The following is a 25,557-nucleotide window of genomic DNA, read 5'->3' on the forward strand; positions in this document are numbered from 1 at the left end:
CCGTGAGGACACACCATGAAATACCGCCTGGGCGACGCCCGCGTCGAGACTCATCCGCAAAGCTGGGTGGCGCCCAATGCCACGCTGGTCGGCAAGGTCAAGCTGGAGGAGGGCGCCAATGTGTGGTTCAACGCGGTGTTGCGTGGCGACAACGAACTGATCCTGATCGGCAAGAACAGCAACGTGCAGGACGGCAGCGTGATGCACACCGACATGGGCTACCCGCTGACCCTGGGCACCGGCGTGACCATCGGCCATAACGCCATGCTGCATGGCTGCACCGTCGGCGATTACAGCCTGATTGGCATCAACGCGGTGATCCTCAACGGCGCCAAAATCGGCAAGCATTGCATCATTGGCGCCAATTCGCTGATCGGCGAAGGCAAGGAAATTCCCGATGGCTCGCTGGTAATGGGCTCGCCGGGCAAAGTGGTGCGCGAGTTGACCGAAGCGCAGAAGCGCATGCTCGAAGCCAGCGCCGCGCACTATGTGCATAACGCGCAGCGCTATGCGCGGGACTTGGTTGAGCAGGAAGAATGAACCCGATTGAACGCCCTGTTGCCTCGCCCTGCGTGAGCATTTGCGCGCTGGATGACGATGATATTTGCACAGGCTGCCAGCGCAACGTGGATGAGATTACGCGCTGGAGCCGCATGGACAATGCCGAACGCCGGGTGGTGTTGGGGTTGTGCCACGAGCGGGCGAAGGCGAGTGGGTTGGTGTGGATGATGCCGGGGAAATCCGGCGCCTGAGCCATTGCTATCGCAGGCAAGCCAGCGCCCACAATGGATATGTGAATACATTCAAAAATGTGGGAGCTGGCTTGCCTGCGATGAGGCCCTGCCAGACGACATCCCTGTAATTGTGTACCCTGTGCGGCATTACCCACAGGTCCATCTCCATGCTCTTCCTGATCGCCTACATCAGCAGCGTCGTGCTGATCAACTTCGCCTTCTCCACCGCTCCGCACCTGGACGTCATCTGGTCCGCCTGGGGCGGCCTGGTGTTTATCCTGCGCGACATGGTGCAAACCCGCTTCGGCCATGGCGCGATACTCGCCATGCTGGCGGCGCTGGTGCTGTCGTATATCACTTCCGACCCGTCCATCGCCCTGGCCAGCGCCACGGCATTTGCGGTGTCCGAATGCATTGACTGGCTGGTGTTCAGCATCACCAAGCGTCCACTGCACGATCGCCTGTGGATAAGTTCGGCGCTGAGTATTCCCCTCGATACCTTTATCTTCTTCGGCCTGATCGGCGCGCTGACGCCAGCGGTGGCGGGCACGGCGTTGGTGTCGAAATTCGCCGGGGTCACGGTGGTGTGGCTGATCATGGCCTGGCGCCTGCGCAAACGCGCCGTCGCCAACTGAGGCCAATTCTTGCAGTTCATGTAAAATGCCGGCCTTTCTCCCCATGATCCGCTCCCCTGAGGACCTGAGATGACCCGAATCGGAACTCCATTGTCGCCAACCGCGACCCGCGTTTTGCTGTGTGGCTGCGGTGAGCTGGGCAAGGAAGTGGTAATCGAACTGCAACGCCTGGGCGTTGAAGTGATTGCCGTGGATCGTTACGCCAACGCGCCGGCCATGCAGGTTGCGCACCGTAGCCACGTGATCAACATGCTCGACGGCGCCGCCCTGCGTGCCGTGATCGAAGCCGAGAAGCCGCACTTCATCGTGCCGGAAATCGAAGCCATCGCCACCGCCACGCTGGTAGAGCTTGAAGCCGAAGGCTTCACCGTGATTCCGACCGCGCGTGCCACCTCGCTGACCATGAACCGCGAAGGCATCCGTCGCCTGGCCGCCGAAGAGCTGGACCTGCCGACGTCGCCGTACCACTTTGCCGACACCTTCGAGGACTACAGCAAGGCCGTCCAGGACCTGGGCTTCCCGTGTGTGGTCAAGCCGGTGATGAGTTCTTCGGGCAAGGGCCAGAGCCTGCTGCGCAGCGCCGATGACGTGCGCAAAGCCTGGGATTACGCTCAGGAAGGCGGGCGTGCCGGTAAAGGCCGCGTGATCATCGAAGGCTTTATCGACTTCGATTACGAAATCACCCTGCTGACTGTGCGCCACATTGGCGGCACCACCTTCTGCGCGCCGGTCGGCCACCGTCAGGAGAAAGGCGACTACCAGGAATCCTGGCAGCCGCAAGCGATGAGCCCGATTGCCCTGGCAGAATCCGAGCGCGTCGCCAAAGCCGTGACCGAGGCGCTGGGTGGCCGTGGTCTGTTTGGCGTGGAATTGTTCATCAAGGGCGATCAAGTGTGGTTCAGCGAAGTGTCGCCGCGCCCGCATGACACCGGCTTGGTGACCTTGATTTCTCAGGACCTGTCGCAGTTCGCGCTGCACGCGCGCGCGATCCTGGGCCTGCCGATTCCATTGATCCGCCAGTTCGGGTCTTCGGCCTCGGCGGTGATTCTGGTGGAAGGGCAGTCGACCCAGACCGCGTTCGCCAACCTCGGCGCGGCCTTGAGCGAGCCGGACACGGCGTTGCGTCTGTTTGGCAAGCCAGAAGTGAATGGTCAGCGCCGGATGGGTGTGGCGTTGGCGCGGGATGAGTCGATTGAGGCGGCGCGGGCTAAGGCGACTCGTGCTTCGAAGGCTGTTGTTGTAGAGCTGTAAAACCGCGTCGCGCCCTTCGCAGGCAAGCCAGCGCCCACATTTGATTGGGTTCACATATTTTGAATTGTGAATGCCTTCAAATGTGGGAGCGGGCTTGCTCGCGAAAGCGGTCTATCAGGCGACCTTGTTCAAATCATTATCCCGCGTCTCTTTCAGGCACAGCACAGCAATCAAGCTGAGCAACGCTGCCGCTGACACATACCCGCCGACATAACTCAGCCCGCCCATCGCCACCAGCTTGGTCGCGAAAAATGGTGCGGCCGACGCCCCGACAATCCCGCCCAGGTTATACGCCGCCGACGCGCCGGTGTAACGCACGCGGGTCGGGAACAGTTCCGGCAGCATCGCGCCCATTGGGGCGAAGGTCACGCCCATCAGAAACAATTCCAGTGCCAGGAACAGAGCGACGGCCCAAGTCGAGCCGTGGGTGAGCAGCGGCTCCATGGTGAAACCCGACAGAATCGCAAGAAGGGCGCCGACGATCAGCACCGGCTTGCGCCCGTAACGGTCGCTGGCCAAAGCCGCCAGCGGCGTAGCCAGGCCCATGAACAACACCGCAAAGCAGAGCAGGCCCAGGAACGTCTCGCGGCTGTAGCCCAGTGTTGAAACGCCGTAACTCAACGAGAACGCGGTGGTGATGTAGAACAACGCATAGCACACCACCATCGATGCCGCGCCCAGCAGGACCGGCAGCCAATGCTGGCTGAACAACTCCACCAACGGCACTTTCACCGGCGCTTCTTTGGCGACGGCGTTGGCGAACACCGGGGTTTCATGCAGTTTGAGGCGTGCATACAGGCCAACCATCACCAGCGCTGCGCTGAGAATGAACGGGATGCGCCAGCCCCAACTGCGGAACTGCTCGTCGTTCAGGCTCATGGCCAGGATCAGGAACAAACCGTTGGCCGCCAGAAAGCCAATCGAAGGGCCCAATTGCGGAAACATGCCGAACCAGGCGCGCTTGCCCTTGGGGGCGTTCTCGGTGGCCAGCAATGCTGCGCCGCCCCATTCGCCGCCAAGCCCCAGGCCCTGGCCGAAGCGCAGCACACACAACAGGATCGGGGCCCACGCGCCAATGCTGTCGTAACCCGGCAGCAAACCGATCAGCGTGGTGCACACGCCCATCAGCAGCAACGAGGCGACTAAGGTTGATTTGCGCCCGATACGGTCACCGAAGTGGCCGAACAGCGCCGAACCCAGCGGGCGAGCGATGAAGGCGATGCCAAAGGTCAGGAACGACGCCAGCATCTGCGCTGTGCCGGAAGTCTGCGGGAAGAACACCGGGCCGATCACCAGCGCAGCGGCCGTGGCGTAGATGTAAAAGTCGTAGAACTCGATGGCGGTGCCGACGATGCTCGCGGTGGCGACCCGTGCGGTCGAGTTGAGCGGGGCAGCGGTTGCAGCCTCGTTATAGGTGGTGCTCATTGAGGTATCCCTGACGGTCATTGCGCGTTTGGACGCGGATTATTATTGGTCAAACACCCATGGATCAGGGGTGTAAGCGGGGCGGCTCGGGATGGGAGCAAACACCGGTCAGACACGGTAACGCAGTGCCTGGACGCGCTGAGTGCGGGTAGCACGCGGTCGGGCGGGGCTCTGGTAAGCCGCACCGATTATAGGAAGGGGTTTGAACATACAACAAGAGGGCGGGCGAGGATCTCTTGGCTGGAAACCGGATCAATGTGGGAGCTGGCTTGCCTGCGATACAGGCGCCCCGGTACATCAGGAGTACCAAGGTGATGCCATCGCAGGCAAGCCAGCTCCCACATGGGCAATGTGTTTTGCCAGGGGGTCAGGCGGCGACAGGCACCCGGCTGGTGTGCCAGATCAGTACCTTGCTGACGCGGTTGTCCTCGGTCTCGAGGATTTCCAGGCGATAGCGGCCGATCTTCAGGCACACCGCGCAATCCGGAATGGTCTCCAGCGCTTCGGTCACCAGGCCGTTGAGGGTCTTGGGGCCGTCGCTGGGCAGGTGCCAGCCCAGGCTTTTATTCAGCTCGCGGATCGAAGCGGCGCCGTCGATGATGTAGCGGCCGTCGGGCTGCGCTTCGATATGCGGGTTGTCCGCTGCCTGATCACTTTCGAATTCGCCGACGATTTCTTCGAGGATATCTTCCAGAGTGACGATGCCCAGCACTTCGCCGTATTCGTCCACCACCATGCCCAGGCGCCGCTGCTGCTTGTGGAAGTTCAGCAATTGCAGTTGCAGGGGCGTGCTTTCGGGGACGAAATAGGGCTCGTGGCAGGCGGCGAGCAAGGCTTCTTTGGTCAGGCTGGCGTCGGGCAGCAGGTGTTGGATCTGCCGGGTATTGAGCACCGCTTCGACCTGGTTGATGTCACTGTGGAACACCGGCAAACGGGTGCGCTGCGAGGTGCGCAGTTGCTCGATGATTTCCTCGACCGAGTCATCCAGGTTGATACCGTCCACTTCGCTGCGCGGCACCAGGATGTCGTTGACCGTGATGTTGTCCAACGCGTGAATGCCGGGCATGCCGGGCGTACGATTGTCGTCGGCCTCGGGCTCGGGTTCATCGTCGTGATCGGGCAATGGTTCGTCGCTCTTTTTCACCACGCCGGATTTGCGAGCGAACGGGCGCAGCAATAACAGGCTGATGCCATTGAGCAGCCAGGCCAGGGGGTAGAGGATTTTCAGCGGCACACCCAGCAGCGTATTGCCAAAGCCCAGTACGGCTTGCGGGTGGCGAACCGCCAGGGCGCGCGGCAGGTAGTCGGCGAGCACCAGCAGGATCGCGCAAGAGATCAGCCAGCCGAGCCACGGGCCGTTCTGCGCCCAGGCGTAGATTGCCAGCAGCGTGCAGAGAATCACCACGGCCGCACGACACAGGCTGTTGCACAGAATCAGGCTGTTACGCGGGAAGTTCAGGCGGGCGGCAGCCTTGTCACCCTGGCGTGTACCGGGGCGCAGCGCCAGCACGTGTTGTTGTGCGGCTTCGATGGCGGTAAACAGCGCCGCCCATAACACCAGCAAGGCGATTACCGCGAGCATCGGCCCAAGGGGCAAGTTGTCCATGATCGCTGCCCGTCAGATATGCAGTATGTATTCGCGAACCAGCTTGCTGCCGAAATAGGCCAGCATCAGCAGGCAGAAACCGGCCAGGGTCCAGCGGATCGCCTTGTGCCCACGCCAGCCGAGGCGGTTACGCCCCCACAGCAGCACGCTGAACACCACCCAGGCCAGGCACGCCAGCAGGGTTTTGTGCACCAGGTGTTGGGCGAACAGGTTTTCGACGAACAGCCAGCCGGAAATCAGCGACAGCGACAACAGCGTCCAGCCGGCCCACAGGAAGCCGAACAGCAGGCTTTCCATGGTTTGCAGCGGCGGGAAGTTCTTGATCAGCCCGGACGGGTGCTTGTTTTTAAGCTGGTGGTCCTGCAGCAGCAGGAGCAACGCCTGGAACACCGCAATCGTGAACATGCCGTAAGCCAGGATCGACAGCAGGATGTGGGCGAGAATGCCCGGCTCCTCGTCGATCACTTGCACGGTGCCGGTCGGGGTGAATTGCGCCAGCAGCACCGTCAGCATTCCCAGCGGGAATAGCAGCACCAGCAGGTTTTCCACAGGGATGCGGTAACAGGCCAGCAGCGTCAGGGCGATGACGGCCGCGGCGATCAGACTGGCGGCACTGAAAAAGTCCAGGCCCAGGCCGACCGGCGTCATCAAGTGAGTGAACAGGCTCGCGGCCTGGGTGAGCAGGGCGACGACGCCCAGGCCTACCAGCAGACGTTTATCCGCTTTTGTGCCTTGGGCCAGACGAGTGCCCTGATAGAGAGTCGCAGCGGCGTACAAAATGGCGGCGGCGAGGCTGGGTAGCAAACTGGGTGACAAGGGGACCATAAATCCTGATAGACAAGCCCGAAAGGCGCTGAGTTTGGCACACACCAACGCTGCACGAAAGACTCCCGGGCCAGACAGCGGGTGTGCACAGGCGCAGTCTTCGCTATAATCCGCGACCTGCCCACGCCGCAGGCTCGCCGAGCGCTGTTTTTAACAGCGATTTACCACAGCCTGGGCCGCCATTACCTCGGTCTACAAAGCATTTCGATGAATAGGGCCTGAAAGGATCGCGCATGTTTGAAAACTTGACTGACCGTCTCTCGCAGACGCTGCGCCACGTAACCGGCAAGGCCAAGCTGACCGAGGACAATATTAAAGACACCCTGCGTGAAGTACGCATGGCGTTGCTGGAAGCCGACGTGGCCTTGCCGGTGGTGAAGGACTTCGTCAACTCGGTCAAGGAGCGCGCGGTCGGCACCGAAGTGTCCCGCAGCCTGACCCCGGGCCAGGCCTTTGTGAAGATCGTGCAGGCCGAACTCGAAAGCCTGATGGGCGCGGCCAACGAAGACTTGAACCTCAGCGCCGTGCCACCGGCCGTCGTGCTGATGGCCGGTCTGCAAGGTGCGGGTAAGACCACCACCGCCGGCAAGCTGGCGCGCTTCCTTAAAGAGCGCAAGAAGAAGTCGGTAATGGTGGTGTCGGCCGACGTTTACCGTCCGGCGGCCATCAAGCAGCTGGAAATGCTCGCAGGCGAAGTGGGCGTGACCTTCTTCCCGTCCGACCTGAGCCAGAAGCCGGTCGACATTGCCAACGCGGCTATTAAAGAAGCCAAGCTCAAATTCATCGACGTGGTCATCGTCGATACCGCCGGTCGCCTGCACATCGATGAAGAGATGATGGGCGAGATCAAGGCGCTGCATGCCGCGATCAATCCGGTCGAGACGCTGTTCGTGGTCGACGCCATGACCGGCCAGGATGCGGCCAACACCGCCAAGGCCTTTGGTGATGCGCTGCCGTTGACCGGCGTGATCCTGACCAAGGTCGACGGTGATGCCCGTGGCGGTGCTGCGCTGTCGGTACGTGCAATCACCGGCAAGCCGATCAAGTTCATCGGTATGGGCGAGAAGAGCGACGCGCTCGAGCCGTTCCACCCTGAGCGTATCGCTTCGCGTATCCTCGGCATGGGCGACGTGCTCAGCCTGATCGAGCAGGCCGAAGCCACGCTCGACAAGGACAAGGCCGATAAGCTGGCCAAGAAGCTGAAGAAGGGCAAGGGCTTCGACCTCGAAGACTTCCGTGACCAGCTGCAACAAATGAAGAACATGGGCGGCCTCGGCGGCCTGATGGACAAACTGCCGAACATCGGCGGTGTGAACCTGGCGCAAATGGGCAATGCCCAGGGCGCGGCAGAGAAGCAGTTCAAGCAGATGGAAGCCATCATCAACTCCATGACCCCGGCCGAGCGCCGCGACCCTGAGCTGATCAGCGGTTCGCGCAAGCGTCGGATCGCCATGGGCTCCGGCACCCAGGTGCAGGACATCGGTCGCTTGATCAAGCAGCACAAGCAGATGCAGAAGATGATGAAGAAGTTCTCCGCAAAAGGCGGAATGGCCAAGATGATGCGCGGCATGGGCGGTATGTTGCCCGGCGGCGGCATGCCAAAAATGTAAAGAATTCGAGCGGAAGTTCACTTCTGCTCCGACCCACAGGGATGTGGGATCTCCAGCAAACCCGCGGTTAGCGGGAGCTGACTCGCCGTTTTAACCGACGGCTCTATAGCAGATCTGAGTGGCACGCTGATAGGCGCCAGAAAAAGACATTTGCAAAAGTCCGGATATTCCTTAGAATATGCGGCCTTTCGGGCACCTATGCCCGCTGTGCATTTAGATTTGCAGCACCGACTACAGGAACGATGTTCACATGCTAACAATCCGTCTTGCCCTTGGCGGCTCCAAAAAGCGCCCGTTTTACCACTTGACCGTAACCGACAGCCGCAACCCGCGCGACGGTTCGCACAAGGAACAGGTTGGTTTCTTCAACCCTGTTGCTCGTGGTCAAGAAGTTCGTCTGTCCGTGAACCAAGAGCGCGTAGCCTACTGGCTGAGCGTGGGTGCACAGCCATCCGAGCGCGTTGCAAAACTGTTGAAGGACTCGGCTAAGGCCGCAGTCTGAGCAATATGAACGCGACGCCAGCTGTTGCTGATGATTTGATCGTTATCGGCAAGATTTACTCTGTTCATGGCGTTCGCGGCGAAGTGAAGGTGTATTCCTTTACTGATCCGACTGAAAACCTGTTGCAGTACAAAACCTGGACGCTCAAGCGCGAAGGTAGTGTGAAACAGGTCGAGCTGGTCAGTGGACGCGGGAGCGATAAGTTCCTGGTCGCAAAGCTCAAGGGTCTTGATGATCGTGAAGAAGCTCGTCTTCTGGCCGGTTATGAGATCTGCGTGCCGCGCAACCTGTTCCCTGAATTGACCGACGGCGAGTACTACTGGTACCAGCTGGAAGGTCTGAAGGTTATTGATCAACTCGGGCAATTGCTCGGGAAAATCGACCATCTTCTGGAAACCGGCGCCAATGATGTAATGGTGGTCAAGCCTTGCGCTGGCAGCCTGGATGATCGCGAACGCCTGTTGCCGTATACCGAGCAATGCGTGTTGGCCGTCGACCTGGCAGCGGGCGAGATGAAGGTGGAATGGGACGCGGACTTCTAAGCGTGGCTAATTTGCGCATTGAAGTGATCAGTTTGTTTCCCGAGATGTTTTCCGCCATCAGCGAGTACGGCATCACCAGTCGGGCGGTGAAACAGGGGCTGTTGCAGCTTACCTGTTGGAACCCGCGAGACTACACGACAGATCGACATCACACTGTGGATGATCGCCCATTTGGCGGTGGTCCGGGCATGGTGATGAAGATCAAGCCCCTGGAAGACGCGTTGGTTGAGGCCAAGGCAGCTGCCGGGGAGAAGGCGAAGGTAATTTACCTGTCCCCTCAAGGCCGTCAGCTGAAACAGGCTGCGGTACGCGAACTGGCGAATGAGGAAGCACTGATCCTGATTGCCGGTCGCTATGAAGGCATTGACGAGCGGTTTATTGAAGCTCATGTCGATGAAGAGTGGTCGATTGGGGACTATGTCCTGTCTGGCGGCGAGCTGCCGGCGATGGTCCTGATAGATGCGGTTACACGACTGCTGCCTGGAGCTTTAGGGCATGCGGACTCCGCGGAGGAAGATTCCTTCACGGATGGTTTGCTGGATTGCCCGCACTACACCCGACCGGAGGTGTATGCGGATCAGCGTGTTCCCGACGTATTGCTAAGTGGCAATCACGCACACATCCGGCGTTGGCGTTTACAGCAGTCCCTTGGTCGGACCTATGAACGACGCGCCGATCTTCTGGAAAGCCGCTCGCTTTCTGGAGAAGAGAAGAAGCTGCTCGAGGAATACATCCTCGCGCGGGACGATAGTTAACAACGTATCGATGGTAGGTCCATTGACTTACCTTAGGAGCACAGCATGACTAACAAAATCATCCTTGCACTCGAAGCAGAGCAGATGACCAAAGAGATCCCTACCTTTGCCCCGGGCGACACTATTGTCGTTCAGGTGAAAGTGAAGGAAGGCGACCGTTCGCGTCTGCAAGCGTTCGAAGGCGTGGTAATCGCCAAGCGTAACCGTGGTGTGAACAGTGCTTTCACTGTTCGTAAAATCTCCAACGGTGTTGGCGTAGAGCGTACTTTCCAGACCTACAGCCCGCAAATCGACAGCATGGCCGTTAAGCGTCGCGGTGACGTACGTAAAGCCAAGCTGTACTACCTGCGTGACCTGTCCGGTAAAGCAGCTCGCATCAAGGAAAAACTGGCTTAAGTCCAGCTTCCCGATGCAGAAAAAAGCAGCCTACGGGCTGCTTTTTTGTGCCTGAAATTTGTCCCTTGCCGGTACTTGCCCATGACCACCCGCCTCGAAGAAATCCAGCGTCGCACCGACCTGTCCGTGACCCACGTGACCAAGGCTGTGTTTCCGCCGACTACCAACCACCACAACACCCTGTTCGGCGGCACCGCCTTGGCCTGGATGGACGAGGTGTCGTTCATTACGGCCACGCGTTTTTGCCGCTTGCCGCTGGTGACGGTCTCCACCGATCGCATTGATTTCAATCACGCGATTCCGGCCGGTTCTATCGTTGAACTGATCGGCCGCGTCATCAAGGTGGGCAACACCAGCCTCAAGGTCGAAGTCGAAGTGTTCGTCGAGAGCATGAGCGCCGATGGTCGCGAAAAGGCGATCCAAGGCGTGTTCAGCTTTGTCGCGATCGATGCCGACAAGCGTCCGGTGCCGGTGCTGCCAGGGTTTGTTGACTGATCCTGAACCGAGTCGCGGCCATCGCAGGCAAGCCAGCTTCCACATTCGATCGGTGTTGATGATGCTATCAGGCAAAACACAAAACCCATGTGGGAGCTGGCTTGCCTGCGATAGGATCTACCAGACACTCCAGTCATCAGCCTGAGCCCCTATGCCCGCCATTGACCACCCTCTGATCGACCGCTTTCTCGACGCCTTGTGGCTGGAAAAAGGCCTGTCGGACAACACCCGCCAGGCCTATCGCAGTGACCTTGCCTTGTTCAATGGTTGGCTGCAGGAAAGAAACCTCGAACTGATCAATGCCGGTCGCGAGCTGATCCTCGATCACCTGGCCTGGCGTCTTGAGCAGAACTACAAGCCGCGTTCCACTGCGCGATTTCTTTCCGGCGTGCGTGGCTTTTATCGCTACCTGCTGCGGGAAAAGCTCATCGCCACCGACCCGACGCTGCAAATCGACATGCCACAACTGGGCCGGCCATTGCCCAAATCCCTGTCGGAAGCCGACGTGGATGCCTTGCTCGCCGCGCCCGACCTCAGCGAAGCCATTGGCCAGCGCGATCGCGCCATGCTCGAAGTGCTCTACGCCTGCGGCCTGCGCGTGACCGAACTGATCAGCCTGACCCTTGAGCAAGTCAACCTGCGCCAGGGCGTGCTGCGGGTGATGGGCAAGGGCAGCAAGGAGCGCTTGGTGCCGATGGGCGAGGAAGCAATCGTGTGGGTCGAGCGCTACATGCGCGATGCCCGCATCGAGTTGCTCGGTGGGCGGCCCAGCGATGTGCTGTTTCCCAGCCTGCGCGGCGAGCAGATGACCCGCCAGACTTTCTGGCACCGTATCAAGCACCAGGCCAAGGTGGCCGGGATCGGCAAGGCGCTGTCGCCGCACACGTTGCGCCATGCGTTCGCCACCCACTTGCTCAACCACGGTGCGGACCTGCGTGTGGTGCAAATGCTGCTGGGGCACAGTGACTTATCCACAACCCAGATCTATACGCATGTCGCGCGGGCACGCTTGCAGGATATGCACGCCAAGCACCACCCGCGCGGATGAAATTCCACCCGAAACGGCCCAATTTGCCCGCCGCAGTCTGCCCTCCGGCCCAACTGTGGTAGGCTTTGCCGGTTAGCAAAGGGGACGGTCAGACTTTTGTTTGCCTTGTGTGTATGACCCCGTATTTTCAGATCGGTGTTCCACACCCGTCCCTGCATCTGCCTTCAGGAGTTCCCATGCGCTTGACCCAGATTATTGCCGCCGCAGCGATTGCGTTGGTTTCCACTTTTGTTGTCGCCGACGACGCCGCCGAACAAACGATTCGCAAGAGCCTGGCCAACCTGCAACTCGACACGCCGATCGAAAGCATCAGCGCCAGCCCGATGGCCGGCCTGTATGAAGTCAAGCTCAAAGGCAGCCGCGTGCTGTACGCCAGTGCCGATGGCCAGTACATCGTTCAGGGCTACCTGTTCCAGTTGAAGGACGGCAAGCCGGTCAACCTGACCGAGAAGGCCGAGCGCTTGGGCGTGTCCAAGCTGATCAACGGCATCCCGGTGGCTGAAACCGTGGTGTACCCGGCCATCGGCGAGACCAAGACCCACATCACCGTGTTCACCGACACCACCTGCCCGTACTGCCACAAGCTGCACGCCGAAGTGCCTGCGCTGAACAAGCTCGGTGTGGAAGTGCGCTACGTAGCGTTCCCGCGCCAGGGCCTGGGCTCGCCGGGTGACGAGCAGTTGCAGGCGGTATGGTGCTCGACCGACAAGAAAGCCGCGATGGACAAAATGGTCGATGGCAAGGAAATCAAGGCGGCCAAATGCGCCAACCCGGTTTCCAAGCAGTTTGCCTTGGGTCAGTCGATTGGCGTGAACGGTACACCGGCCATCGTTTTGGCTGACGGCCAAGTCATTCCGGGCTACCAGCCGGCGCCACAAGTTGCCAAACTGGCATTGGGTGCGAGTAAGCAGTAATCGTCGAGCCTTTGGCGATCATGCTCCGCCGAACAGTCGGCGGGGCATTAATTGAGAGCCGCAGTTGTGCGGCTGTTTTCCACGGCCGACCTTGAGTCGGCCGTTTCATGGGGAGTTCTTCAGTGAAACCGGTCAAAGTAGGCATCTGTGGGTTAGGGACCGTCGGTGGCGGCACCTTCAACGTACTTCAGCGTAATGCTGAAGAAATTTCCCGCCGTGCAGGGCGTGGGATTGAAGTGGCACAAATTGCCACGCGTACGCCAAAGCCTCAGTTCCAAACGACCGGTATTGCGATTACCAACGATGTCTTCGCCGTGGCGACCAACCCTGAAATCGATATCGTCATCGAGCTGGTTGGTGGCTATACCGTGGCCCGCGAGCTGGTGCTCAAGGCCATTGAGAACGGTAAACACGTGGTCACCGCCAACAAGGCGCTGATTGCCGTGCATGGCAACGAGATCTTCGCCAAGGCGCGCGAGAAGGGCGTGATCGTGGCGTTCGAAGCGGCCGTGGCCGGTGGCATTCCGGTGATCAAGGCGATCCGTGAAGGCCTGTCCGCCAACCGCATCAACTGGGTGGCCGGGATCATCAACGGCACCGGTAACTTCATCCTCACCGAAATGCGCGAGAAGGGCCGTACTTTCGAAGACGTGCTGGCCGAAGCCCAGGCCCTGGGTTACGCCGAAGCGGACCCGACTTTCGACGTGGAAGGCATCGACGCCGCGCACAAGCTGACCATCCTGGCGTCCATCGCCTTTGGCGTCCCGCTGCAGTTCGACAAGGCCTACACCGAAGGCATCACCAAGCTGACCACCGCCGACGTGAATTACGCCGAAGCCTTGGGCTACCGCATCAAGCACTTGGGCGTAGCGCGCAGCACCCCGGCCGGTATCGAACTGCGTGTACACCCGACGCTGATCCCGGCCGATCGGCTGATCGCCAACGTCAATGGCGTGATGAACGCGGTGATGGTCAACGGCGACGCGGCAGGTTCGACCCTGTTCTACGGCGCCGGCGCTGGCATGGAGCCGACCGCTTCGTCGGTGATCGCCGACCTGGTTGACGTGGTTCGCGCCATGACCAGCGACCCGGAGAACCGCGTGCCGCACCTGGCGTTCCAGCCGGACTCGCTGTCGGCCCACCCGATCCTGCCGATCGAAGCCTGCGAAAGCGCCTACTACCTGCGTATCCAGGCCCAGGATCATCCGGGCGTGTTGGCCCAGGTGGCGAGCATCCTGTCGGAGCGCGGCATCAACATCGAGTCGATCATGCAGAAGGAAGTCGAGGAGCAAAACGGCCAGGTGCCGATGATCCTGCTGACCCACCGCGTGCTCGAGCAGCACATGAACGATGCCATCCGGGCTCTCGAAGCTCTTCAGGGCGTGGTTGGGCCGGTCGTTCGTATTCGCGTCGAACATCTAAATTAATTCAGCTGCAAGCGCCAAGCTGCAAGCTGCAAGTAAAAGCAGATCCGCTGTTACTTGCAGCTTGTCACTTGAAGCTTGAAGCCCAAACCGAAGGTTTGCCCCTATGCGTTACATCAGCACCCGCGGCCAGGCACCGGCCCTGAATTTCGAAGACGTTTTGCTGGCAGGCCTTGCCACGGACGGCGGCCTGTATGTGCCGGAAAACCTGCCACGCTTTACCCAGGAAGAAATCGCTTCGTGGGCCGGCCTGCCGTACCACGAGCTGGCCTTCCGCGTGATGCGCCCGTTCGTGACCGGCAGCATTCCGGATGCTGACTTCAAGAAGATCCTGGAAGAAACCTACGGCGTGTTTTCCCACAGCGCCATCGCGCCATTGCGTCAGCTCAATGGCAACGAATGGGTACTTGAGCTGTTCCACGGCCCGACCCTGGCGTTCAAGGACTTCGCCCTGCAGTTGCTCGGTCGCTTGCTCGATTACGTGTTGGAAAAACGCGGCGAGCGCGTGGTAATCATTGGCGCGACCTCCGGTGATACCGGTTCGGCGGCCATCGAAGGCTGCAAGCACTGTGAAAACGTCGACATCTTCATCCTGCACCCGCACAAGCGCGTGTCGGAAGTGCAGCGTCGCCAGATGACCACCATTTTTGGTGAGAACATCCACAACATCGCCATCGAAGGCAACTTCGATGACTGCCAGGAAATGGTCAAGAACAGCTTCGCCGACCAGAGCTTCCTCAAGGGCACGCGCCTGGTCGCCGTGAACTCGATCAACTGGGCGCGGATCATGGCCCAGATCGTTTACTACTTCCACGCAGCCCTGCAGCTGGGCGGCCCGGCGCGTTCGGTGTCGTTCTCGGTGCCGACCGGCAACTTCGGCGACATTTTCGCCGGTTACCTGGCACGCAACATGGGCCTGCCGATCAACCAGTTGATCGTCGCCACCAACCGCAACGACATCCTGCACCGCTTCATGAGCGGCAACCAGTACGTCAAGGAAACCCTGCACGCGACGCTGTCGCCGTCGATGGACATTATGGTGTCGTCGAACTTCGAACGCCTGCTCTTCGACATGCACGGTCGCAATGGCGCCGCCCTGGCCGAGCTGATGAGCAGCTTCAAGAGCGGTGGCGGTTTCAGCGTCGACCAAGAGCGCTGGACCGAAACGCGCAAGCTGTTCGACTCCCTGGCGGTGGACGATGCACAGACCTGCGAAACCATCGCTGAAGTCTATGCCCAGACCGGCGAACTGCTGGACCCGCACACCGCTATCGGTGTGAAGGCAGCGCGCGAATGCCGTCGCAGCCTGGATATTCCGATGGTCATTCTGGGTACGGCTCACCCGGTCAAATTCCCGGAAGCGGTGGAGAAGGCGGGCGTAGGCAAGGCGCTGGAATTACCGGAGCACTTGGCTGACCTGTTCGAGCGCGAAGAGCGTTGCACGGTGTTGGCCAATGACTTGAAGACTGTGCAGGCGTTTGTCAGTCAGCACGGGAACCGTGGCAAGCCGTTGTAAGGCGAACCGCGTAGGCAAAAACGCCGCTTTCCCTTCCTCGGGTCAGCGGCGTTTTTTGTTTAAGGCAGGCCTGCTTGCTACGAGCGCTTACCCGAGCAGCTGCTGCGCAGGGGCTACGACGGTGCCCAATACCGTAAACATGGCCATGACGACACCCATTGGGTACCAGGCATTCTCTCGGGTGATCTTGTGAGCTTGCGCACTGCATGTGCGTTGTTCTGCATCGATGCGTAAGCAGGAGTGTGCGCGCGTTTTTTGCCTGTCATGTTTCAAGTGCATGCTGGTTCACGTCACTCCCTGACGGCCCCATAAAGACGATAAAGCGAACTTTCCTACGTCATAACCAGTCACTTAGGATAGATGCAGCTCCCGTTGAAACGATTGTTCCCGAACTATTGAGTGGTGATCGAGATGGAAAGTATCAGCCTATTGCTCGAAGAAGCACTGAGCCCTTATCAGGTGACATTGACCACCGCTGGTGTGCAGGACGAATGCCTGGTGACCGTGAAGAACCCGGCCGGCGCCATCGTTGTCGAGCGTGAAGTTGACCGCGCGCAATTGACTGATAAACGCGTGCTGGTGGATGTGGTGGATTGCTTGCTGCGCGATCTGAAAATCGCCGAAGGGCGTCTGGAACCGTCCGTCATCGCGGCCTTGCGCAGCGCTGCCCAGACCCGCAATGGCGCCCTTGCATGAAGAATTGTTTAACTAGGGAAACTTCCTACAGCATGGCCGGTCAGATTTTGTAACAGCAAGAGCAAACATTGTGCTCCGGTGTTTGTGGCTTGTTGTACTGGTCTTTGTAGGCCACGTTTAACCCCGAAGTGTCTCCCCACTCTTCGGGGTTTCTTTTTGCCTGCGATTTGTCCTGTGATTACTCAGGGTTCGGTGAATCCTGGAAAAAACCAGGGTTGTCGCGCAAGTACTGTTCTCGCGTGAGCGGGTCCAGCCACGATGTGTAGGACTGCTGTAACTGCTCCTGCGGGATGTCGCGTAATACCTGGTCGATACGTGCCATGGCCAGGCGGCCTTGAGGCGTGTCCGAGCAACCGATGTGCGTACGCTGATAAGGCGCTGAGCCCTTGATGGGATAAAACACCAGGTCTCGTGCGGCGATGCCTTGTTGCGTGGCGTGATAGCGGATTTCCGGCCAATAGCCCAGCACCGCTTCCAGCCGCCCAAGGCGTTGCATTTGCAGCAGGCTGCCAAGGGCGTCATTGCCGTAATGGAGCGCCAGAATGTGGGGATCGACGCCTTTTAGCTGTTCGTCGATGACGGGGCCGTAACTGCGTTCGGCGGTGGCGCCGATGCGTGCTTTGTGGGCGTCGAGGAAGGCTTGCAGGTCAAAGTGTTCGTCGACGATAAAGGGCGTCATTGCCGCTTGCTGGTTTCGCCTTATGGCTACGCCGTTGCTCGCCACCGCAAATGCCTGGGCAGAGAACACGATGTACTTCGCGCGTTCCGGCGTCCACAGCAGCGACGGGTCGCAGGTCAGGGAGGCGGCGCGCAGCATCTGGATGCCGCGGGCGCGATTGACGTGCATCACGGTGTGCCGGTATTGCGGCAGACGCTCGCTGAGCACAGGCAGCAATTGATCCAATGCCCCTTGGCCTTTCTGTGGGCCCTCGAAGATGGTCAGCGGCGGCAGGTCGCGCAGCAACCAGATCATCGTGTCCTCGGCACGCACGGCGAGCGGCCATACGCCGAACATCGCGCCGATGAAGCACAAGGGAATGGACCAGCGTCTACACGGGCCAGCCATCAGATCGCGCCGCCCTCGCGCAAGCGGGTGATGGCCGCCGTGTCGTAGCCCAATTGGTTAAGTACCTCGCCGTTGTGCTCGCCCAGATGCGGCCCGACCCATTCACAACTGCCGGGCGTGTCCGACAGCTTGGGCACGATCCCCGGCATCTTGAAGTCCTTGCCGCCCGGCAACTGAGCCTGGAGGAACATTTCCCGCGCGAGAAATTGTGGGTCGCCGAGCATGTCTTCGGCGCTGTAGATGCGGCTCGCGGGCACTTGGGCCTGGTTGAGTTGCTCGACCACCTGGTCCAGTGGCAGCGAATTGACCCAGCGGTCGATCACGCCATACAGCTCGTCACGGCGGCTGTCGCGCCCATCATTGCTCGCCAATGTCGGATCGTTGGCCAGGTCCTCACGCCCAATGGCCGACATGAAGCGCTTGAAGATCGCGTCGCCATTGGCCCCAATCTGCACATGCTTGCCATCGGCGCTGGTATGGATCGAAGACGGCGTGATGCCGGGCATGATGTTGCCGGTGCGTTCACGGATAAACCCGAACACATCAAACTCCGGAATCATGCTCTCCATCATCGCGAAGATAGCCTCATACAGCGCCACGTCCACCACTTGGCCAAGCCCGCCGTTGACTTCGCGATGACGCAACGCCATCAGCGCACCAATCACCGCCCACAAGGCGGCTATCGAATCGCCGATGGAAATCCCGGTGCGTACCGGCGGGCGATCTTCGAAGCCGGTGATATAGCGCAAACCGCCCATGGATTCGCCCACCGCGCCGAACCCTGGCTGGTCCTTCATTGGCCCGGTCTGGCCAAATCCTGAAAGCCGTACCATCACCAGCTTCGGGTTCAAGGCATGCAGGGTTTCCCAGCTCAAGCCAAGTTTTTCCAGTACACCGGGGCGAAAGTTTTCGATCAGGATGTCGGCGTCTGCCAGCAACTGTTTGAGAATCGCCAGGCCATCCGGGTGCTTGAGATTCAGCGTCAGCGACTTCTTGTTACGCGCCTGCACAAACCACCACAGCGACGTGCCCTCATACAGCTTGCGCCATTTACGCAGCGGGTCGCCGCCATCAGGAGACTCGACCTTGATCACCTCGGCCCCGAATTCGGCGCAGATACGTGACGCAAACGGTCCGGCGATCAGGGTGCCCAGTTCGATGACTTTCAGGCCGGCAAGCGGTTTGGCATTAAACGACATGAGGATCCTTAGCAAGCGCGGGACGGTGGTGTGATGCCTTTTAACATAGGCGAGCGGCCCAGGGATAAGGATGATGCAGCGCAGTATTCGTTGATTGACCTCGCCATCGGTTAGACTGGCCGCCTTTCCCTGTCTCTAGAAGCCCGTTCATGGCCCAGCCGTCCACGACCTACAAATTCGAACTCAACCTCACCGACCTTGATCGCTCGGTGTATGAGAGCGTCAAACAGACCATCGCCCGCCATCCATCGGAAACCGAAGAGCGCATGACCGTGCGCCTGCTGGCTTACGCCCTCTGGTACAACGAGCAACTGGCGTTCGGTCGTGGCCTGTCAGATGTCGACGAACCAGCCTTGTGGGAAAAAAGCCTGGATGATCGGGTGCTGCACTGGATCGAAGTCGGCCAGCCTGACGCCGACCGCCTGACCTGGTGTTCGCGCCGTACCGAGCGCACCAGTTTGCTCGCCTATGGCAGCTTGCGCGTGTGGGAAGGCAAAGTGGTGCCGGTGGCCAACAACCTGAAGAACGTGCACATCGCTGCCGTGCCGCAGGAAGTCCTCGAGACCCTGGCCAAGGACATGCCGCGCGTGATCAAGTGGGACGTGATGATCAGTGAGGGCACGATTTTTGTGACCGACGACCGTGGCCAACATGAAGTGCAATTGCAATGGCTGGTCGGCGAACGCGGCTGAAATTCTGGGAGTCGGGTTGTGTGGGCGCTGGCTTGCCTGCGATGCAGACACCTCGGCCTTTCAGCGATACCGAGGTGATGCATTTGCGAGCAAGCCCGCTCCCACAGGAGCCGGCTCCTACAGCTGATCCATGTTGCTTTCAGCATTGTTGTTTAACCGTTGTACTAGAAGAGAAGCTTCCGTCACCCCATGCGTATCGATCCTCGCCCGTTGCCCGCTGTCCTGCCGTTTCTCGGTGAATTGCCACCGCTGTTGACCCGTCTTTACGCCGCACGCGGGGTGCAGTCCGAAGCTGAGCTGGACAAAAGCCTGGCGCGGTTGATTCCCTACCAGCAGCTCAAGGGCATCGACGCGGCGGTGGACCTGCTGGTGACGGCCTTGGAGCAGCGCCAGCGCATCCTCATCGTGGGTGACTTCGACGCCGATGGCGCCACTGCCAGCACGGTAGGCACTCTGGGCCTGCGTTTGCTCGGTGCGGCCCATGTCGACTACCTGGTGCCCAACCGCTTCGAATACGGCTATGGCCTGACGCCGGAAATCGTTGCGGTGGCGCTGCAGCGCGAGCCGCAGTTGCTGATCACCGTGGACAACGGCATTTCCAGTGTCGAAGGCGTGGCGGCGGCCAAGGCGGCAGGGTTGAAGGTGTTGGTCACCGACCACCACTTGCCGGGTGATGAGTTGCCGGCGGCAGATGCCATCGTTAATCCGAACCAGCCCGGTTGCGAATTTCCCAGCAAGGCGCTGGCTGGCGTAGGCGTGATCTTTTATGTGCTGATGGCCTTGCGCGCGCGACTGCGCAGCCTGGGGTGGTACGCCAACAAGCCCCAGCCGAACATCGGCGAGTTGCTCGACCTGGTGGCCTTGGGCAGTGTCGCCGACGTGGTGCCTCTGGACGCCAACAACCGCATCCTGGTGCACCAGGGCCTGGAGCGTATTCGCGCCGGTCGCGCGCGGCCGGGCATCAAGGCGATTCTTGAAGTCGCCAAGCGCGACCACGCGCGCATCACCTCCACCGACCTCGGTTTTATCCTCGGGCCGCGCTTGAATGCCGCCGGGCGCCTGGATGATATGAGCCTGGGCATCGAATGCCTGCTCACCACCGACTTCGCCGCCGCGCGGGAAATGGCAGCGCAGCTGGACGGGATGAACCAGGACCGCAAATCCATCGAACAGGGCATGCAGCGCGAAGCGCTCGCCCAGCTCAAGGACTTGCCCGTGGAATCGATGCCCTATGGTTTGTGCCTGTTCGACCCGGAATGGCACCAGGGCGTGATCGGCATTCTGGCGTCGCGAATGAAAGAGCGGTATTTCCGTCCGACCATCGCCTTCGCCGATGCCGGTGACGGCCTGCTCAAGGGCTCAGGGCGCTCTGTGCAGGGTTTTCACATCCGTGACGCGCTGGCGGTCGTCGCAAGCCAGCATCCCAGCCTGATCACCAAATACGGCGGCCACGCGATGGCGGCTGGTCTGACCTTGCCGGAGGCGAATTTCCCGCTGTTTGCCGAGGCCTTTGACGCTGAAGTCCGTCGGCAACTGCGGGAAGAAGACCTGACGGGCCGGCTGCTGTCGGACGGCACGCTGGCGGTGGAAGAGTTTCACCTGGAACTGGCGCGCGCATTACGGCATGCCGGGCCGTGGGGGCAGCACTTTCCCGAGCCGTTGTTCCACGGTGTGTTTCAGTTGGTCGAGCAGCGCGTGGTCGGTGAGCGGCACCTCAAAGTGGTGCTCAAGAGCGAATGCGGGTCGGTGAAGCTTGATGGCATTGCGTTTGGTGTGGACCGTGAGGTCTGGCCTAATCCGACGGTGCGTTGGGTCGAGTTGGCCTACAAGCTGGACGTGAACGAGTTTCGTGGGAATGAGACTGTGCAGTTGATGATTGCGCACATCGAACCGCGCTGAATCTATACCACACTGCAAAAAAACATGTGGGAGGGGGCTTGCCCCCGATAGCGGTACTTCAGTCAGCGTATCTGTAGCTGACCCACCGCCATCGGGGGCAAGCCCCCTCCCACATTTCAAGCCATGCAATACCCGAAATTACTCGGCTTTGTCCTTGGCCTGATGCTTGACGATGATATCCACCAGGCGCTGTGCCAGCGCTGGGTAGTTCTCGTCAAAGTGATGCCCGCCTGGCAGCTTCACGGCTTCGCCAACAGCGGTCTTGTCGGTGCAGCCACTCTCGTCGACTTCTTCGGCGCCGTAGATGCACACCACTTTGTCAGCCGGCAACTTGGCCATTTCCGGGCCGGTGGCGGCTTCTTTACCGGCGTTGCCCAACCAACCTTCCACTTCGATCTCAAAGCTGCCGGTGCGTGCAAATGCCAGCAGGATGATTGCGTCGACGCGCTGCTGTTCGTTTTCCGGCATGCGGTTGTAGATCGCCGGCAGTACGTCGGCGCCGAATGAATAACCGGTCAGCACGAAGCGTTTGGTGCCCCATTTCTGCCGGTAGTGCTGCATCAATTCGGTGAGGTCCTTGGCGCTTTGTTCAGGCGTTTTGTGCTGCCAGTAGTAGCGCAGGGTGTCGATGCCCACGACCGGGTAACCGATCTTGGCCATTTCACCGGCGACGTCACGGTCCAGGTCACGCCAGCCGCCATCGCCGGAGAGGAACAGGGTGACGGTGTCCTTGGCTTGGCCGGCCGGTACTTCAACTACCGGAATCGCCAGGCCGCCGTTGTCCGAACCCACCAGCTGCTTGCGCAGTTCGTTGTTCAGCACTTGCGGGTAGTGGATGTCGTAGTCGCTGATGCTGGTAGTCGCGCGCGGGGTGTCGCGTACGAAACTGGCACTTTCGTCGTCAGGATTATCGTTCCACGCCACCAGCCAATTGCCATGGGCAGAGGTCTTCGGCAGTGGGTCCTTGCAGCCTTCCTGCACCAGGGCGAAGCCGACGGAGATGGCGTTGGCCTTGTCATCGTTCTGTGTGGCCAGCCAGCGCCAGGCGAGTGCTGCGCCAGGGCCGATGCCGCTGACCAGCGTTGCCGGGCCTTTGAGCTGTGCCAGGGCGCTTTGCAGCGCTTGTTCCTGCAGCTTGCAGTCATCCTTTGGCAGGATCACTTGAACGATTTGCGCAGAGCCGCCCTGGCTCAGAGCAATCAGTTGGCTATCGGTCAGGGTCTCATCGGCCATTACGGCCACGGCCACACGGGCTTTTGCCGAGCCGTTAGGCGTCACACGGGTCATCACCGAACCGTCGGCCTGGGGCAATTGTTCCAGGGTCGGTTGCGGGGCAGGGCGGTTCCAGTACCAGAAGCCACCCGCCGCGATCAGCGCGAGCAGCACTACAAAGGCCAATACATACCGCCAGGAGCGTCGAATCATCAGCGTTTCACCAATCCAGTCAAGCCGCCCGCAATCAGGGCGGCGGTATCGGCCAGTGCCACCAGCGGATCAAGTCCTGCGGGCACGGCCATATAACGGGGTTCCCAGTCAGGCTGGAACTTGTCTTTAAAGCGGCGCAAACCTTGGAAGTTATACAGTTGCTCGCCACGTCGGAACACCATCGAGCCCAGGCGTTGGGTCAGCGGTGCGCCACGGCGTGGTTGCAGGCCCGACAACGGCACCATGCCGAGGCTGAAGCGGGCGTAGTCGTGGTTCTTATAATGTTGAATCAGGCCAACCATCATGAATTCCATGGTCAGCTTCGGCGCGTCCGGGTGCGCACGCATCAGGTCGAGACTGGCCAGGTCATGGTTGTAAGTCTCGAGCAGGTTGGCGAAGGCCACCGGGCGCCCTTCGAAGCGAATGATCGCGATACGAAAGTGCTTGAGGTAGTCGTCGCTGAAACGGCCTAGGGAAAAGCCCTTTTCCCGCACGTTCTTGCCGGTCAGCCAGGCATCGGAGATGACCTTGAGTTCTTCCATCGGCGCCTGGCCCGGTTCGAAGATCTCCAGGGACAGGCCGTCCCGGGTGCCACGGTTCCAGGTGTAGCGCAGGTCCTTCATCTCTTTGCCCTTGGCTTCCAGGTCAAAGCGTTTCAGGTCGACACGAGCTTCTTCGCCCAGCTTGATCGCGGTCAGGCCGATGTCCATGTAGTACGGCAGGTTCTCGGCGCGGACCTGATAAAACACCGGGCGCGCGTGATGGATGTCGCACAGGTCACGGAACTGCCAGATCATCTCGGCGCGCGGCTGGGTCGGGCCGATCGGGTCATACAAGGCCACCAGGCTGCGCCCGCGGCGGGCATACATCAGGAAGGCTTCATCGTTGGGGTGGAACAGCAGCGCCTTGTCGCCGGTCAGCGCCAGACCACCGTCGGGCTGTGAGGAGGCCATCAGGATCTTGGTGGCGCGTTCCAGTTCGTCCGGGGTTGGCAGATGAATCACCGGGCGCGCGGTGCGCAGCAGCCAGGTCAGCGAGACGATCACCAACAGCACCGCTGCACCCAGCAGCGAGCGCAGGCCGCGTGGGGCGTTGGCGTCCAGGGTGAACTGCCACCACAGCTGGTGGCTGTACGGCACGTCTTGATAGGCAAACAGCAGCAACCAGATCGAGGCGCCCAACACACAGACGCTGGCCACCAAATACAGCGGCGAGAACGGCAGTTCGGTCAGGCGGCTGGCGCGGTAGAACGAGCGCCGGAAGATCGCCAGCAGCACGGCGGTCATGATCATCAGGCTGGCTTCTTCCCAATCGAAGCCTTTAAGCAGTGAGAGCAGGGCGCCGGTGAGCAGCAACACCATGGTCAGCATCCAGGCGGCCGACAAACGCCGACGCAAGCCCTGGGCGAGCAACAGGCACAGCACGCCGATCAAGCTGGCACCGAAGTGCGAGGCGTCAATCAGGCGGTGGGGAATCAGGAAGCCGATGTTTTCCAGGCGTGAGTCGATTTCCGGCGTTGCGCCGGAAAACAGCAGGACCACGCCTGACAAAAAAACCAGTACGGCCAACACCGGTGCGGCCAGGCCGGAGGCGACCCGTAGGCTTTGCTGGGTCTGGAACAGGCGCTGGGCTTCGTTGACCAGCAGGAACACGCAGGCGATCAGCAGCGGCAGCACCACATAAATCATGCGGTAGAGCAGCAGGGCAGCAGCCAGTGGCGCGGCGCCAAGCTTGTCGGCGAATGCCGCGAGCAGAATCGCCTCGAACACGCCAACACCGCCTGGCACGTGGCTGAGTACACCGGCGGCCAGGGCCAGCAGGTACACCAGCAGGAAGGGGCCGAACGGCGGCGCTTCCGGCAGCAGCATATAAAGGACGGTGGCGGCAGCGGCAACGTCCAGCGCGGTGATGATCAGTTGCAGGAACGTCAGGCGCCGGCCCGGCAGGCGCAGGGTGCGACGCCCCGCCTTGACCAGCAGGTTGTCTGGATAAGGTTGCTCCGGCAGGCGACGGCGGTAAATGCCGATGCACAGCGCGGCGGACAGCAGCAGCACTGCACCGGCAATACCGCCGAGCACGCCTTGCGACAGGTGCAGGTAGGTCGATGCCGCCGGCAGGTTGCTCAGTGTGGCCAGTGCTGCCAGTGGCGGCAGCGCCGTACCAAGGGCCAGGCTGGCGAACACGGTCATGTGCGCCACTTCCGAAGCCCCAATACCGTGGCGTGCGTATAAACGGTAGCGCACGGACCCGCCGGAGAGCATCGACAAGCCAATGGCGTTGCCGATGGCAAAGGCGGTGAAGCCGCCCAGCGCCAGGGTCTTGGCCGGCAGTTTTACGCCGGCGTAGCGTGCGCCGGAGAATTCATAACCCAGCAGAATGATGAAACCGGCGACGGCCGCCGCGAACGCACCCAGCAGGGCGGGTCTGGGCACTTCCAGGATCGAGTCGTGGAGCGCATACAGGTCCAGTTCCAGCAGTAAGTGTCGGCAGGCGATCAGGGCGATTGCGAACAGCAACAGGGTAACGGCCAGCCCGATCGGCTGACGGTATTTGCTCAACAGATCCAGCCAACGCAAACGGGTGGGTGTGATCGGTTGTGTCGCTGTGACGGTGTCTTGTGGTTCAGACGAGTTGGCGCGCATCAATCACCTCGTGGATTGTGCGCGACAGGATGGAGGTATCCAGCCAAGTTACCAATCCCTATGGACAAAATAATTACAAATATTAACGCGTATCGCCGGGTGCGGCGACTGCGGCCATTGGTCGTAGAGGGTAATGCTTGAGCATTCAGCATAGCTTGCAATGAGATGGACTCTACAAACCGTGTACGGTTTCATGAAAGATGCCATGCCATTGTTTCAGAAGAACTTTTTCGCCAGATACAAAAAAGGCCACTCTTTCG

General features: G+C 60.4%; 24 protein-coding genes. 17 read left to right on the forward strand and 7 right to left on the reverse strand.

From position 1 onward, the window contains the following. The first annotated feature begins 15 nt into the window (after nt 1-15). The 4 genes from AC19YS_RS00895 (at nt 16) to purT (ending at nt 2,620) form a co-directional block, all read left to right on the forward strand. Nucleotides 16-540, forward strand: a complete 525-nt coding sequence (locus tag AC19YS_RS00895; RefSeq protein WP_106578304.1) for a gamma carbonic anhydrase family protein — start codon at nt 16-18, stop codon at nt 538-540. Further along, the gene (locus AC19YS_RS00900; RefSeq protein ID WP_119736859.1) at nt 537-752 is read left to right on the forward strand and encodes a DUF1289 domain-containing protein; all 216 of its coding nucleotides are present in this window, start codon (nt 537-539) and stop codon (nt 750-752) included. Before AC19YS_RS00895 ends, AC19YS_RS00900 begins: the two co-directional genes overlap by 4 nt. Before the next feature lie 149 nt (nt 753-901). Then, on the forward strand, nt 902-1,369 hold the full coding sequence (locus tag AC19YS_RS00905) for a VUT family protein (protein ID WP_106578306.1): 468 nt from the start codon (nt 902-904) through the stop codon (nt 1,367-1,369). Nucleotides 1,370-1,438: 69 nt separating this feature from the next. Beyond that, complete coding sequence (purT, locus tag AC19YS_RS00910) at nt 1,439-2,620, forward strand: formate-dependent phosphoribosylglycinamide formyltransferase (protein ID WP_500600669.1); 1,182 nt, start codon at nt 1,439-1,441, stop codon at nt 2,618-2,620. A 114-nt stretch (nt 2,621-2,734) separates the two neighbouring features. On the opposite strand, the gene AC19YS_RS00915 is transcribed toward purT, so the two are convergent. From AC19YS_RS00915 to AC19YS_RS00925, 3 genes are all read right to left on the reverse strand, one after another. Continuing rightward, nucleotides 2,735-4,045, reverse strand: a complete 1,311-nt coding sequence (locus AC19YS_RS00915; RefSeq protein ID WP_500600670.1) for an MFS transporter — start codon at nt 4,043-4,045, stop codon at nt 2,735-2,737. A 367-nt stretch (nt 4,046-4,412) separates the two neighbouring features. Next, the gene (locus AC19YS_RS00920; RefSeq protein ID WP_500600672.1) at nt 4,413-5,651 is read right to left on the reverse strand and encodes a transporter associated domain-containing protein; all 1,239 of its coding nucleotides are present in this window, start codon (nt 5,649-5,651) and stop codon (nt 4,413-4,415) included. Between the two features lie 12 nt (nt 5,652-5,663). Beyond that, a complete protein-coding gene (locus AC19YS_RS00925; protein WP_500600674.1) occupies nt 5,664-6,476 on the reverse strand; it encodes a cytochrome C assembly family protein in 813 nt (270 codons plus the stop codon). Nucleotides 6,477-6,709: 233 nt separating this feature from the next. On the opposite strand from AC19YS_RS00925, the gene ffh reads away from it, so the two are divergent. The 11 genes from ffh to AC19YS_RS00980 all read left to right on the forward strand — a co-directional run bounded on the left by ffh (nt 6,710) and on the right by AC19YS_RS00980 (nt 16,374). Then, the gene (ffh, locus tag AC19YS_RS00930) at nt 6,710-8,086 is read left to right on the forward strand and encodes a signal recognition particle protein (RefSeq protein ID WP_010207982.1); all 1,377 of its coding nucleotides are present in this window, start codon (nt 6,710-6,712) and stop codon (nt 8,084-8,086) included. Between the two features lie 250 nt (nt 8,087-8,336). Next, nucleotides 8,337-8,588, forward strand: coding sequence for a 30S ribosomal protein S16 (gene rpsP / locus AC19YS_RS00935; RefSeq protein WP_124430409.1), 252 nt, complete (start codon nt 8,337-8,339; stop codon nt 8,586-8,588). A 5-nt stretch (nt 8,589-8,593) separates the two neighbouring features. Continuing rightward, a complete protein-coding gene (rimM, locus tag AC19YS_RS00940) occupies nt 8,594-9,130 on the forward strand; it encodes a ribosome maturation factor RimM (RefSeq protein ID WP_003175898.1) in 537 nt (178 codons plus the stop codon). Next, entirely contained in the window at nt 9,112-9,885 is a 774-nt protein-coding gene (trmD, locus tag AC19YS_RS00945) for a tRNA (guanosine(37)-N1)-methyltransferase TrmD (RefSeq protein WP_177343966.1), read from the forward strand. Before rimM ends, trmD begins: the two co-directional genes overlap by 19 nt. A 45-nt stretch (nt 9,886-9,930) precedes the next feature. Further along, a complete protein-coding gene (gene rplS, locus AC19YS_RS00950) occupies nt 9,931-10,281 on the forward strand; it encodes a 50S ribosomal protein L19 (protein WP_003175895.1) in 351 nt (116 codons plus the stop codon). An 81-nt stretch (nt 10,282-10,362) separates the two neighbouring features. Further along, entirely contained in the window at nt 10,363-10,776 is a 414-nt protein-coding gene (locus AC19YS_RS00955) for an acyl-CoA thioesterase (RefSeq protein WP_003193963.1), read from the forward strand. A gap of 151 nt (nt 10,777-10,927) precedes the next feature. Further along, complete coding sequence (gene xerD / locus AC19YS_RS00960; protein WP_214247100.1) at nt 10,928-11,824, forward strand: site-specific tyrosine recombinase XerD; 897 nt, start codon at nt 10,928-10,930, stop codon at nt 11,822-11,824. Between the two features lie 176 nt (nt 11,825-12,000). Continuing rightward, nucleotides 12,001-12,738, forward strand: a complete 738-nt coding sequence (locus AC19YS_RS00965) for a thioredoxin fold domain-containing protein (protein WP_106578312.1) — start codon at nt 12,001-12,003, stop codon at nt 12,736-12,738. Between the two features lie 122 nt (nt 12,739-12,860). Then, nucleotides 12,861-14,165 carry a homoserine dehydrogenase gene (locus tag AC19YS_RS00970; RefSeq protein WP_119736870.1) on the forward strand — a complete coding sequence of 435 codons (1,305 nt, stop codon included), beginning with the start codon at nt 12,861-12,863 and terminating at the stop codon, nt 14,163-14,165. Between the two features lie 103 nt (nt 14,166-14,268). Continuing rightward, nucleotides 14,269-15,678, forward strand: a complete 1,410-nt coding sequence (gene thrC, locus AC19YS_RS00975) for a threonine synthase (RefSeq protein ID WP_119736873.1) — start codon at nt 14,269-14,271, stop codon at nt 15,676-15,678. 411 nt (nt 15,679-16,089) lie between these two features. Beyond that, nucleotides 16,090-16,374: a DUF3509 domain-containing protein gene (locus AC19YS_RS00980; protein WP_106578316.1), complete on the forward strand. Its 285-nt coding sequence runs from the start codon at nt 16,090-16,092 to the stop codon at nt 16,372-16,374. Between the two features lie 178 nt (nt 16,375-16,552). Here AC19YS_RS00980 and AC19YS_RS00985 read toward each other — a convergent pair whose 3' ends face one another. After that, the gene (locus AC19YS_RS00985; protein ID WP_448198011.1) at nt 16,553-17,440 is read right to left on the reverse strand and encodes a TIGR02285 family protein; all 888 of its coding nucleotides are present in this window, start codon (nt 17,438-17,440) and stop codon (nt 16,553-16,555) included. Next, nucleotides 17,440-18,639: a CaiB/BaiF CoA transferase family protein gene (locus tag AC19YS_RS00990; protein WP_500600679.1), complete on the reverse strand. Its 1,200-nt coding sequence runs from the start codon at nt 18,637-18,639 to the stop codon at nt 17,440-17,442. Before AC19YS_RS00990 ends, AC19YS_RS00985 begins: the two co-directional genes overlap by 1 nt. Before the next feature lie 149 nt (nt 18,640-18,788). Between AC19YS_RS00990 and AC19YS_RS00995 the strand changes: the two genes are divergently transcribed. After that, nucleotides 18,789-19,331 carry a YaeQ family protein gene (locus AC19YS_RS00995; RefSeq protein ID WP_003193952.1) on the forward strand — a complete coding sequence of 181 codons (543 nt, stop codon included), beginning with the start codon at nt 18,789-18,791 and terminating at the stop codon, nt 19,329-19,331. Nucleotides 19,332-19,520: 189 nt separating this feature from the next. Continuing rightward, nucleotides 19,521-21,230, forward strand: coding sequence for a single-stranded-DNA-specific exonuclease RecJ (gene recJ, locus AC19YS_RS01000; protein ID WP_106578319.1), 1,710 nt, complete (start codon nt 19,521-19,523; stop codon nt 21,228-21,230). A 138-nt stretch (nt 21,231-21,368) separates the two neighbouring features. Here recJ and AC19YS_RS01005 read toward each other — a convergent pair whose 3' ends face one another. After that, a complete protein-coding gene (locus AC19YS_RS01005) occupies nt 21,369-22,655 on the reverse strand; it encodes a virulence factor family protein (protein WP_106578320.1) in 1,287 nt (428 codons plus the stop codon). After that, nucleotides 22,655-25,297, reverse strand: coding sequence for a bifunctional lysylphosphatidylglycerol flippase/synthetase MprF (mprF, locus tag AC19YS_RS01010; RefSeq protein ID WP_106578321.1), 2,643 nt, complete (start codon nt 25,295-25,297; stop codon nt 22,655-22,657). The genes AC19YS_RS01005 and mprF overlap by 1 nt, the downstream gene beginning before the upstream one ends. Nucleotides 25,298-25,557 lie beyond the last annotated feature (260 nt).

Source organism: Pseudomonas sp. MF08831 (assembly GCF_059862645.1).